This is a genomic window from Achromobacter spanius (assembly GCF_003994415.1).
In the GTDB taxonomy this organism is placed as follows: domain Bacteria; phylum Pseudomonadota; class Gammaproteobacteria; order Burkholderiales; family Burkholderiaceae_B; genus Achromobacter; species Achromobacter spanius_C.
The window spans coordinates 317,883-330,199 of sequence record NZ_CP034689.1; the positions used below are offsets into that span (position 1 = coordinate 317,883).

Below are 12,317 nucleotides of genomic sequence, written 5' to 3' on the forward strand. Positions count from 1 at the left end.
GGACCTGGCCCCTGGATATTGAGTGAATCGCAACATGGAATTTGAATCCCCCGCCAATCTGCCGCTGGCAGGCATCAAGGTGCTGGACCTTAGCGCCTATATTGCCGGCCCCTACGGCTGCGCCCTGCTGGGCGACATGGGCGCCGACGTGATCAAGGTGGAGCCGCCCGAAGGCGACAACCTGCGCAAGTACCCGTCCACCTTGGCGTCTGAAAGCCGCGCCTTTCTGGGCATCAACCGCAACAAGCGCGGCCTGTGCCTGAACCTGAAAGACGCGGCCGGCCACGACGTGCTGCTTCGGCTGGTGCGCGAGGCCGACGTGCTGGTCCACAACTTCCGGCCGGGTGTGCCGGAACGCCTGCGGATCGACTTCGCCACCCTGTCGGCCGTCAACCCCCGCCTGATCTACTGCGCCATGACGGGCTACGGCGCGGTGGGCCCGATGGCGCGCCACGCGGGTTACGACCAGGTGCTGCAGTCCATGACGGGCATGTGCGCGGCGCAGGCCAAGGCCGACGGCCCGCCCGAAGTGCTGTACGGATCGGTCGTTGACTATTACGGCGCCGCCTTGATCTCGAACAGCGTGTCGGCGGCGCTCTACCAGCGCGAGAAGACGGGGCGGGGCCAGGCTATCGAGGTTTCCTTGCTGGGCAGTGCGCTGGCCATGCAATCGGCCCGCCTGGTATGGGCCGAGGGCGAACCGCGCCACATCGAACGCGACATGCGCTCGGGCGGTATCACGGGCATTCATCCCACGCGCGAAGGCCATCTGTATTTGTCGGCCAACACGCCGCATTTCTGGCGCGCGCTGTGCGGCCACCTGGATCTGCCCGAGCTGGCGGACCACCCCGACTACGACACCGTCAAGAAGCGCGCGGCGCAGGCGGCCGTGCTGGTGCCGCTGGTGCGTCAGGCTTTGTCGCGCGCATCGGCCCGTGAATGGGCGGAGCGCTTTGGCCAGAGCGTGCCCTGCGCCGAGGTGCGGCCGGTGGAAGACATGTTCGACCACCCGCAAGTTGAAGCCATGGGGCTGATGCGCCCGTATCACAGCAAGCAGGCGGGCAATTATCTGGGCCTGGCGCAATGGGCGCATTTCGATGCGTCCGGCGACGCCCGCGCCAGCGTAGGCAAGACCACCGTAGAGGTCACCGAGAACCCCACGGGGAGTGTCGCGGGGCCCGCCACGGGAAGCGCCAACGACAACGCCATCGGCCGCGCCGCGCCGAGTCTGGGGGAACACAGCAAAAAAATACTGTCCACCCTGGGATACACCGCGCAGGAAATTGAGCAATTAATGCAGTCCGCCGTGGTGCAATAAGCCGTAACAAAACGATAGCAAAATTCGTCTGTCACAGGACGAGGAGACCGCAGCCATGAATCAAGCACGCCGCTACCAGCATCGGCCGGAAGGATCGAATTGGGGGGACTTCGGGCACGACGACCAGCTCGGCACCCTGAATCATCTGGACAGCCAGGCGCGCTTGGCCGCGATTGCTGAAATTCAGACCGGCCTGTCGTTTTCCTTGAGCCTGCCGCTGAACGTACCGCGCGCGCCCGTGCTCAACCCGCGCCGCAAGGGCCCGGTGATCCAGCCCGCTGAAAAGAATGGCGTGCCGGTTTACCGCTACCCCTTGGCGCGCGACGTGCCCGGCGCCACCGACGTCGTCAGCGACGACCGCGTCACCCTGTCGCCGCAGTACTCCACGCAATGGGATGCGCTGGGCCATGTGGGGTCGATGTACGACGCCCATGGCACCGGCGACGCCCAGCCCACCGGCTACAACGGCTTTACCGTCAGTGAACCTCAAACCGACAACTTCACCGGCACCCAGGACCTGTCCATTGCGCCGATGGCGCGGCACGGCATTCAGGGCCGTGGCGTGATGGTGGACTTGCGCGCCCGCTTTGGCGACGCGCACCGCAAGGTGTCCTATCGCGACCTGATGGACGTGATGCAGGCCGATGGCGTGCAGGTCAGGCCGGGCGACGTGCTGTGCCTGCACACGGGCCTGGCCGATTTGGCGCTGACCTTGGGCGACGACGAACAAGACCGGCTCAAGACCAGTTGCTGCGTGCTGGATGGCGCGGATGCGCAACTGCTGGCCTGGATCAAGGACAGCCGTATCGCGGCCATCGCCGCCGACAACCACGCGGTGGAATTGCGCAACCATCATCTGGATTCGGGCACGGGGCCGTTGCTGCCCCTGCACGAACAATGTCTTTTCAAGCTGGGCCTGCCGCTGGGCGAGCTTTGGCACCTGACCCCGCTGGCGCAATGGTTGCGCCAGCATGGCCGACACGCTTTTTTCCTGACCGCCGCACCCATGTACGTGCCCGGCCTGGTGGGCGCGCCGGTCAACCCCATCGCGACTGTCTGACTTTGCCGGGCGGATCGCGCCACGATTCCATGATCCATTTGACATCCCCGTAGGGGGGATTTGAGGAGCACACATGAAGAAGACCTACATTGCGGCCCTGGCCGCCACCATTGGCCTGACCAGCGCGTTGGGCACGGCCCACGCCGCCGGTTACCCCGACCAGCCCATCACCCTGGTGGTGCCGTATTCCGCGGGCGGCGGCGCCGACAACGCCGCGCGCATCATCGCGCAAGGCATGAGCGAAGTGGCCGGCCAAAGCGTGGTCATTGAAAACAAGGGCGGCGCCAGCGGCGCGATCGGCGCGTCTTACGTGGCGCGTGCGAAGCCGGACGGCTACACGGTGCTGTACGACGCATCCGCCTTCGCGATCAACCCGGCGCTGCGCAAGCTGCCCTACGACGTGAAGAAGGACTTCATCCCGGTCTCGCAAGCCATCAGCGTGCCGAACATCCTGGTGGCGGCGCCCGGCTCGGCCTTCAACAACCTGCCTGACTTCATCAGCGCCGCGCGCGCCAACCCGGGTCGCTACACCTTCGCGTCCTACGGCCCCGGCAGCCTGGCGCAGATGGCCGCCGAACTGCTCAAGAAAGACGCGGGCATCGACGTGGTGCATGTGCCCTACAAGGGCGGTGCGCCGGCCATCGTCGACGTCATGGGCGGTCAGGTCGACGTCTATTTCGCCAACGCCGCATCCAGCCTGAACTACGTCAGCGGCGGCAAGCTGAAGGCGCTGGCGGTGTCGTCGGCCAAGCGCATGCCCGAACTGCCGAAGGTGGCGACCGTTGGCGAAGCCGGCATCAAGGACTTTGACGTGTCGGAGTGGAACGGCTTCTTCCTGCCGGCCGGTTCCGACCCCGCCGTGGTGGCCAAGCTGCAAGACCTGGTGCAAAAGGCGCTGGCGCGCCCCGACACCCGCGAAAAGCTCGGCAAGCTGGGCCTGACCGCGGTGGGCAGCAGCGCGGCTGACTTCGCCAAGTTCGTCGACGCCGAACAAGTGCGTTGGGCCGAGGTCGTGAAAGCCAATAACATCTCGGTGAATTGATCGACATGGGCGCGGGCGGATTTTCTGCCCGTGCCCCTGTCCTCAGGCATTCACGCAAAGAGGGATCACATGAGCCGGGAAGACGATTTCGAGCGGGGCTTGGCCAACCGCCGCGCAGTGCTGGGCGATGAATGGGTGCAGCGCTCGCTGGACCGCGCCACCACGTTCACGGCCGACTACCAGAACATGATCACGCGCTATGCGTGGCACGACATCTGGAGCCGGCCCGGCCTGCCGCACAAGGCCCGTCGCATGATGGTGCTGGCGGTGACGCTGTCGCTGGGCCGCTGGGAAGAATTCGAGCTGCATGTGCGCGCCGCGTTGACGGCGTCGGATGACTCTCGCCTGACACCGGATGAGCTCAAGGAAGTGTTGCTGCAGAACGCGATCTACGCGGGCGTGCCCGCCGCCAACACCGCGTTCAACCTGGCGCAGGCCATCCTGCGCGAGGTCGCCGAGCAGATCGGCTACGAGCTGACCGCCGCCGACCCGCGCCAGGCGGATCTGTTCAGCGGCGCGTCATCCTGATCCAAGCTTGTCTTTACCCCGGGCCGGAGTGAAAATCGCCGCTTGGCGTGCTGCACGGCAGCACATGGACGATGTCAGATCCGGCCGCCAGGGGAACGCAGTGAAGGATGCAGTCCAATACCAGACGCACACCGTAGCCGAACTCGTACCTGACTCGTCGTCGAAGTGGCTGTATCGCTGCGCGATGAGCTTGCTCAAGCATCCGGTGGACGACGCCATCGCCGAGCAGTTGTCTTTCATGGGCGAAACATCGGATGTCGACCGCGCCTGGTTCATTGAATACCGGCCCGACATGCTGCGCTTTCGCAACACCCATGAATGGTGCCGGGGCCAGACGCAGCCCTTCGTGGCCGAGCTTCAGGATGTGCCCACGACCTTGATCGCGTGGCTGCACAAGTTCATGGTGCAAGGCTATGCCGTGGCCATCCACGATGTGCACGACCTGCCGCGCACCGCGCGCATCATCCAGGCCGAATTCGTGCGCCAGGGCAACAAGAGCGTGCTGAGCGTGCCGGTATTCCACGACAAGAAGCTATGCGGGATCATCGGCTTCGACACCACGGTCCAGCATCGGACCTGGTCCGCCGCCGAGATCAACGCCCTGTATCAATGCGCCAACCTGATCGGGCAGGCCAAGTATGCGCAAAGCCTGCGGCAGAGCCGCACGGCGATGCATGAAAGCGCCACGTCCGTGGTCTATCTGAACATGCGCGGCGTGGTGCGAGGCGTACAGCCCGAGGCCATCGTGGGCGTGCGATCGGCCGGCAACTACAGCGAGATCTGGCTGGAAGACGGTTCGATGGTGCTGGATTCCCGCTCCTTGGGGCTGTGGTCGACCTTGCTGCCCGACAAGCTCTTCTTCCGCGTGCACCGCACCGCCATTGCCAATGCCTTGCATGTCATGGACGTGGACCGCCGACGCGTCGACAAGTGGCTGATCCGGATGCGATCAGTGGAGAACGCCTGGCCGGTGTCGCGCTCGTACCGCCGCCCGTTGCGCGAACGCATGGGGATTTGACTCCGGGGTTTTGACCCCCGGATTTGACTCACCCCGCCATGCCGTTCGTCATGCCGGAATGTTGTTTCGTCCTTGCAATGTGGCCAATGCCGGAGTTTTTGGGATCATCTCGCTTGGCGGGACTTCCCGCTTCCCCAAGGCACTCTTGAGAGAATCGGCATGCTGGCGTCTCGCGTCCTATCGCGCTTTACCTTCCTGGCCGTGGCCGCCGCTTGCGTGTTGGGCACGACCCCGGCCCGCGCCACGGACCTGGCCTTGCAAGACGCCGTGTCCATGGCCGGCATGCAGCTCTATCTGAACGCTGGCGCACCCGCCGTCATCATCGCCGTGGTGCGCGGCGATGATGTGTTCATTCAGGGCTATGGAGAAACGGCGCCTGGCAATGGCGTGGAACCCGACGAACATTCCATCTTCCGGATCGCCTCGGTCTCCAAGGTATTCGCTGGCGACGTGCTGGCATCGCTGGCGGCTCAGGACAAGCTTAAGCTGACGGATCCCCTGTCCAAGTACGCACCCGCCAACGCCAGCGTGCAGACCCAGGGCCGCCCCATCACCCTGCTGGACCTGGCCACGCATTCGGCGGGCCTGCCGCGCGAACTGCCGGACCCGAACGCCAAGCCGTCCGACAACCCCTTCGCCGCCTTCGACCGCGCGTACTACTGGAAGTGGATCGGCGCCAACCCGCCCGCCTATCGGCCCGGCACCACCACGCTGTACTCGAACCTGGGCTTTGGCCTGTTGGGCGATGCGCTGGCGCGGGCGGGGGGCGCCGACTATTCCACGGTGCTGACCAACGAAGTCATCAAGCCCGCCGGGCTGGTCGACACGACCAACGTGCTGAACGACGCGCAGAAAAAGCGCTTGATGACGGGCCTGGATCCCTTCGACAAACCCGATCCGAACGCGCCGGTTCCTGACGTGATGTACGCCAGCGCCGGCATCTATTCCACGGCCGGCGACATGGCGCGTTGGATGCGCTGGCACCTGGACGGCGCCAGGCAAGGCAAGGAAGCGTTCACCCTGGCCCACACGATGTGGCTGCCGTATGACGGCTTGAAGTCGGTGGTGGGCACGGAAGTGACCGATGCCGATGGCATGGGCCTGGGCTGGGTCGTCAGCCTGCCCCGCGATGGCGCGCCCTTGTTGCTGGGCAAAAGCGGCGGCCTGGGCGGCTTCATGAGCTACGCGGTGTTGTCGCCCAATCGTGATCTGGGCATATTCGTCGTGGCCAGTCGGGTCAACTTCGCCATGTTCGGGAACATCCATTCCCAAGTGCGCGAACTGGCGGCCGAGCTGGCGCGGTGATCGGGTTTGGCCGGTGTCCAGCAATGGGCGCGTGTATTGCAAAATCGCTTTGCCAGGCCAGTGCCTTGTTCGCCCTGGCGGCTGGCGCGGTGTCCGCGCAAGAGGGCCCCGACCCCTTCAAGACCGAGATCTTCCTGACGCCCTACAGCCAGTTGGGCGACGGCGCGGACGCCTATCCGCATGTGAACGGCCGCTTCTTGCTGATGACCGGCTACACCGGCTTCTTTGGCATCCAGGACGATAACGGACAGATTCCGCGTTCGCATTGGAGCAGCGTGCAGCCCACGGCGGAAGCCGCGCTGGTCTTGCAACTGACGCAGCGCTTTTCGATCCGGACCAAGGCCACGCTCAACTCGTCAAACAACGAAACGAAGGACAACGCCTTTTCGGATCTGGGCGTGGACCTGGACAACCTGTTCGCCGCCTACACCGCGGACCGCTACGCGCTGTACGGCGGCAAGATGGACCTGGGCTTTGGCGACGCCTGGCACGTCATCGACGGCCTGTACAGCGGCTTCAACGAGAACTCGGAATTTCGCGGATCCATCGGCCTGGGTGGTCGCTACACCCTCGACGCCGGCGGCCATGGCACGCACTCGGTGGCGGCGGTGCTGTTCAAGCGCGACGACACTGCCCTGAACCATCGGCTTAGCGTGGACGATGGTTTCATCCGGCCCGACCAGCCGCCGCCATTCAGCGACCAACTGAAATCGTTCATCGTGTCTTATGACTTTCGTGGCTTGCCGGGCTGGGACGGGCTGTCCGGCGGGGTGGACGCCGGCCGCTTGCATGTGGACCCGGGCCAGGGCGAAAGCGCCAACACGGTTTCCGCCCGGCTTCGTTACGACGCGCCGCTTGCCAACGCCTGGAACCTGAGCTGGTTCAACGAAGCCACCTACGCCAGCGCGTTCCGGGGCGCGCCGGTAGGCAACGGCAATGGGGTGACGTCGGTATCGCTGTCGCGGGAACGCTGGCAATTCACCGCGACGGCCGCCGCGCGCAAGTTGTCGGGTAGCAACGGCAAGCTGGCGCAGTACGGCTTGCAAGACGAGTGGGACTGGGCGCTATCGGGCGCGGTCACCTACGTGACGCCGATGGGCTTCATCATTCAGGCCGGCATCACGCATCAGCGCGATCAGGCCATCCGCATCAACCAGGGCGTGTTCCGCATCGCCTATCAAGCGGGGTTCTAAGGTCATCATGACGAACAAAAAATCCATCATCGCCAGCGCGGTCGTGCTGGCATTGGGCGCGTCGATGGCGGCGCGGGCGCAGCCGATTTCCATTGAAAGCCACACCAGCCCGCCTGCGGACGCCATCGCGATCCCGGCGGGCAGCAAGGACCTGGCGGTGAAGAACTTGCCGGGCATTGTTCAGGACATCATGGCGCGCAGCCAGGTGCCCGGCATGGCAGTGGCGGTGGTCATCGATGGCAAGACGGTGCTGGCCCAAGGCTGGGGCACGCGCGAGGCAGGCAAGAACGCGCCCGTGGATGCGCGCACGGTGTTCCAGATTGCGTCCATCTCGAAGTCGCTGTCGGCGACCGTGGCGGCCATCGAGGTTTCCCAGGGCAAGGTGTCGTGGGACGACCCGGTTGCGCGGTATCTGCCGGACTTCGCGCTCAGCAACGCCTACGTTTCCACGCACGGCACCATCGGCGATTTCTTCGCGCACCGCTCGGGGCTGCCAGGCACGGCGGGCGACGACCTGGAAGACCTGGGCTATACGCGCAACGACGTCATTGCGCGGCTGCGGCTGCAACCCTTGGACGCGTTTCGCACGTCGTATCACTACGCGAACTTCAGCACGACGATAGGCGCCGAGGCGGTCGCGAAAGCGGCGGGCCGGCCTTGGGAAAGCCTGGCGCAAGACCTGCTGTTCAAGCCGTTGGGGATGACGTCCACCAGTTATCGCTACGACGACTTCATGGCGCACGCCAATCGCGCCGTGCTGCACGGCTATCAGAAGGGCAAGTTCGTGCCGCTGGGGCAGCGCAATGCCGATCAGCAGGCGCCGGCGGGCGGCGTGTCGTCCACGGTGGTCGATCTGGCGCAATGGCTGAAGCTGTTGCTGGCCAACGGCCAATACCAGGGCAAGCCCATGATTGCCGCCAGCGCGCTGCTGCCCGCCTTGTCGCCGCAATCATTCAGCGCGCGTGCCCACGACATCGACGCGCGTTCCGGCTTCTATGGCTATGGTTTCAACGTCAACACGGAGTTGGGCGGACGCCCATCGATGGGGCATTCCGGCGCGTTCCTGATGGGCACGGGCACCACGTTCAAGGTCGTCCCGTCCGCCGGCATCGGCATCGTGGTGCTGACCAATGGGGCGCCGGTGGGCGCCGCCGAATCCGTAGCGGCCACCTTCATCGATACGGCGCTGTACGGCAAGCCCACGCGCGACTGGTACGCGGCTTATCACGGCGCCATGCTGGGCTTCTTTGAACCGCAGGCCGATCTTTCCGGCGCCGCCAAACCCGCGACGCCCACCCCCGCCAAGCCGCTGCGCCAGTACGTGGGCCGCTATGACAACGCCTACTACGGCCCTGCCGAGATTCAAGAGGCCGGCGGCGCGCTGACGCTGGTGCTTGGGCCCAAGGGCATGCGGTTTCCGATGAGGCACTGGGACGGCGACACGTTCGCCTTCGCGCCCGCCGGGGAAGCGGATCTGGTCGACTCGCAGGCTTCTATCGTGTTCAAGATGGGCCAGGGCCAGGCCAGCGGCCTGGACATCAAGTTCTATGACGAGACCGGCCTGGGGCGCTGGGTCCGCAAGTAAGGGCAAGCCGTCGCAAGACGGCGGTGTGATGGGGGCCTGATCGCAGGTGGTATCTTGTGCCTGTTTTCACCACCCGCCCTACCCATGTCCGACCCCCATCTTCCCGCCGACGCGGCGCCTTCCGACGCCGCATCTTCCGACGCGCCCGCCGCCATCCATCGGCCTTTCGTCCAGAACGCCGGCACGCGCCGCACGCTGCATTTCACGCAGAAGGAAATCCAGAGCAGCATGTCGGTGCTCAACCCCGATGCGCTGGAAATCGAATACACGCGAATGATGATGGGCTTCGTGCTGTTCAAGCCGGAGCCCGCCCGCATGCTGATGGTGGGCCTGGGCGGTGGCTCACTGCCCAAGTTCTGCTATCGCTACCTGGCCGGCACCCAGATCGAAGTGGTCGAGATCGACCCCGCTGTCATCGCGCTGCGCGACACCTTCATGGTGCCGCGCGACGATGAGCGCTTCCAGGTCATCCAGGCCGACGCCGCCGACCATCTGCGCGGCCTGTCTGACCACGCCGACGTGATTTTCCTGGACGGTTACGGCGTGGGCGGCATCCCCGACGCCCTGTGCTCGGAAGCGTTCTACGCCGACTGCTTCCGTGCGCTACGCGACGACGGCATTCTGGTCATCAACTACCACGTGAACCACCCCATGCACCACGACTACCTGGCCCGCGTGCGCGCCTCGTTCGGGCCGGCAATGTTCGAAGTGGTGGACGACGACATGACCAACAGCATCGTCTTTGCCTGCAAGGGCGACCTGTTGAACGACCCCGCCGCCGCGGAACTGAAGCGGCCAGCGTCGATACCCCGTGACGCCTGGCGCCAGTTGATGCCGACGATGCGGGTGATCGGGGCGACGCTGGAGCTTCGATAGGCCACCGGATGCTTGGCCGTCCGGCTAGCTACGCCACCTTTCGAATCAGCACCGGAATCGACTTGTAGCTGGGCGTGCCGCTTTGCTTGTCCTGGTAGTCCAGCGGGCAAAGGTCATTGGCTTCGGGGTAGTACGCGCCGACCGAGCCGGCCGCGATGTCGTAGGCAATCGCCGTCAACCGCAGGCGCCGATGCGACTGGCCGGGCAGGTCGGTCTGAAGCTCGACGTCGTCGCCGGGTTCCAGGCCGTGGCGCGTCAGGTCGGATGCATTCATGAACAGCACGTCGCGCCGGCCGAACACGCCACGGTAGCGATCGTCCAGGCCGTAGATGGTGGTGTTGTATTGGTCGTGGCTGCGCAGCGTGGTCAGCGTCAGGCTGCCGGGCGATCCGGCGGGGTCTTCCTGCAAGCCACCATCTTGTATTCCCTTGAACGGCAGAAACTCAGCGCGGCCCGAGGGCGTTTTCCAGATGCGCTCGGTGGGCGGCAGCGGCAGGCGGAAGCCGCCCGGCTTCAGGATGCGTTCGTTGTAGCCATGAAAGTCCGGGTACACCTGTTCGATCAGGTCGCGGATGCGGCCGTAGTCTTCCACCAGTTGTCGCCACGGGACGCGGCTGGCGGGCAGCGTGGCGGCGGCCATGGCGGCGATGATGGCGGGTTCCGAGCGCAGGTGCTCGGACGCCGGCGCCAGCTTGCCGCGCGAGGCATGCACCATCGACATTGAGTCTTCCACGGTGATGGACTGCGCGCCGCTGGCCTGCACGTCGCTTTCCGTGCGGCCCAGCACCGGCAGGATGATCGCGTCGCGGCCAATCAGCAACTGCGAGCGGTTCAGCTTGGTGTTCATGTGCACGGCAAGGTCCAGGCGGCGCATACCGGCCTCGCACTGGCTGGTGTCGGACAAGGCCATGGCAAGGTTGCCGCCCAGGCAGATCAGCGCGCGCGCCTCACCGTTCACCATCGCCTTCATGGCGTCAACAGCGTCGTGTCCATGGCGTTCGGGCGGGCGGAAGCCAAACGTCTTTTCAAAGTTGTCGAACATCACCGGGTCGATCTTTTCGGTGATGCCGACGCTGCGGTTGCCTTGCACATTGGAGTGCCCACGCAGCGGGCAGATACCGGCGCCGGGCTTGCCGAAGTTGCCCCGCATCAGCAGCAGCGCGGCGATCTGCTGCACGTTCTGCGTGCCGCGCGCATGCTGGGTGATACCCATGCCGTAAGTGACGATGGTGGCCTTGGACCTGGCGTAGGCGGCGGCCACCTGTTCCAGTTCCGCGCGCGCCAGGCCGCTGGCTTGTTCGATGTCGGCCCAGGCGGTGTCGTCCAGGTCTTGCACGTAGGCGTCAAACCCGTTCGTGTGCTCCGCGATGAACGCGTGATCCAGAACGCCAGACGCCTTGCGGTCCGCCTCCACCAGCGCCTTCATGATGCCCTTGAGCGCCGCCGCGTCGCCGCCAACCTTCACCTGGTAATACGTGGACGCGATGCGGGTCGAGCCGAACGTACCCATTTCGATGGGGTCTTGCGGGTCGGCGAAGCGTTCCAGCGCGCGTTCGCGCAAGGGGTTGAACACGATGATCGGCACGCCGCGCCGGGCGCATTCATGCAAGGTGCCCATCATGCGCGGGTGATTGGTGCCGGGGTTGTGGCCCATCGAGATGATCAGGTCGCAGGCGTCGAAATCATCCAGCGACACCGTGCCCTTGCCGATGCCGATGGCTTGCGGCAACCCGACGCTGGTGGCCTCGTGGCACATGTTCGAGCAGTCGGGAAAGTTGTTGGTGCCGAACTCGCGCGCAAACACGCTTAACAGAAAGGCGGCCTCGTTGGAGGCGCGGCCAGACGTGTAGAACTCCACCATGTCGGGGGCCGGCAGGCTGGACAGCGTGCGCCCGATGTGGGCAAAGGCCGCGTCCCACGAGATGGGCTGATAGGTGTCGCTGGTGGCGTCGTACCGCAACGGATGCGTCAGGCGGCCGGCGTCTTCCAGCTGGTGATCGCTCCAGGTCAGCAATTCGGTGACGGTGTGCGCGGCGAAGAATTCAGGCGTGACCCGCTTCTTGGTGGCTTCCCAGGTGACCGCCTTGGCGCCGTTTTCGCAGAACTGGAAGGTGGACGTATGGGCCTTGTCGGGCCAGGCGCAGCCCGGGCAGTCAAAGCCGTCCGGCTTGTTGGTGCGCAGCAGAAGCACGGGCGCTTCGGCGATCCGCATCTGGTCGGCCACGGCCTGGGCCGTGGCCTTGAGCGCGCCCCAGCCGCCGGCGGGGGCGTCGTAGCGTTGAATGCCGGTCAGGCGGTTTGGTTTCTTGGGCGGGTTCTTGCTTGGCTTCATAAAAATCTCTGGTTCAAGATGCTATGAAGCACTGTATGCCAAGCGCCGTCAATAAATTGT

Annotated in this window: 10 protein-coding genes; 9 read left to right on the forward strand and 1 reads right to left on the reverse strand. The window is 65.2% G+C overall.

All coding sequences use genetic code 11. The features are described from left to right. Positions 1 to 34: 34 nt before the first annotated feature. The 9 genes from ELS24_RS01465 to ELS24_RS01505 all read left to right on the forward strand — a co-directional run bounded on the left by ELS24_RS01465 (position 35) and on the right by ELS24_RS01505 (position 9,925). Positions 35 to 1,318 (forward strand): CaiB/BaiF CoA transferase family protein, encoded by a 1,284-nt coding sequence (locus ELS24_RS01465; protein WP_127183197.1) that lies wholly within the window; start codon positions 35 to 37, stop codon positions 1,316 to 1,318. Between the two features lie 55 nt (positions 1,319 to 1,373). Beyond that, complete coding sequence (locus ELS24_RS01470) at positions 1,374 to 2,378, forward strand: cyclase family protein (RefSeq protein ID WP_127183198.1); 1,005 nt, start codon at positions 1,374 to 1,376, stop codon at positions 2,376 to 2,378. A gap of 73 nt (positions 2,379 to 2,451) precedes the next feature. Then, positions 2,452 to 3,420: a tripartite tricarboxylate transporter substrate binding protein gene (locus ELS24_RS01475; RefSeq protein ID WP_050449946.1), complete on the forward strand. Its 969-nt coding sequence runs from the start codon at positions 2,452 to 2,454 to the stop codon at positions 3,418 to 3,420. 69 nt (positions 3,421 to 3,489) lie between these two features. Further along, positions 3,490 to 3,948, forward strand: coding sequence for a carboxymuconolactone decarboxylase family protein (locus tag ELS24_RS01480; RefSeq protein WP_127183199.1), 459 nt, complete (start codon positions 3,490 to 3,492; stop codon positions 3,946 to 3,948). Between the two features lie 100 nt (positions 3,949 to 4,048). Then, entirely contained in the window at positions 4,049 to 4,966 is a 918-nt protein-coding gene (locus ELS24_RS01485) for a GAF domain-containing DNA-binding protein (protein ID WP_240669415.1), read from the forward strand. A gap of 159 nt (positions 4,967 to 5,125) precedes the next feature. Then, positions 5,126 to 6,271 (forward strand): D-alanyl-D-alanine-carboxypeptidase/endopeptidase AmpH, encoded by a 1,146-nt coding sequence (gene ampH, locus ELS24_RS01490; protein WP_127183200.1) that lies wholly within the window; start codon positions 5,126 to 5,128, stop codon positions 6,269 to 6,271. Between the two features lie 65 nt (positions 6,272 to 6,336). Further along, entirely contained in the window at positions 6,337 to 7,464 is a 1,128-nt protein-coding gene (locus ELS24_RS01495; protein WP_240669416.1) for a hypothetical protein, read from the forward strand. Between the two features lie 7 nt (positions 7,465 to 7,471). Continuing rightward, on the forward strand, positions 7,472 to 9,049 hold the full coding sequence (locus ELS24_RS01500; protein ID WP_127183202.1) for a serine hydrolase: 1,578 nt from the start codon (positions 7,472 to 7,474) through the stop codon (positions 9,047 to 9,049). An 84-nt stretch (positions 9,050 to 9,133) separates the two neighbouring features. Further along, positions 9,134 to 9,925 carry a fused MFS/spermidine synthase gene (locus tag ELS24_RS01505; protein ID WP_127183203.1) on the forward strand — a complete coding sequence of 264 codons (792 nt, stop codon included), beginning with the start codon at positions 9,134 to 9,136 and terminating at the stop codon, positions 9,923 to 9,925. A 28-nt stretch (positions 9,926 to 9,953) separates the two neighbouring features. Here the strand turns inward: ELS24_RS01505 and ELS24_RS01510 are convergent, their stop codons facing one another. Beyond that, positions 9,954 to 12,257 (reverse strand): FdhF/YdeP family oxidoreductase, encoded by a 2,304-nt coding sequence (locus ELS24_RS01510; RefSeq protein ID WP_127183204.1) that lies wholly within the window; start codon positions 12,255 to 12,257, stop codon positions 9,954 to 9,956. Positions 12,258 to 12,317 lie beyond the last annotated feature (60 nt).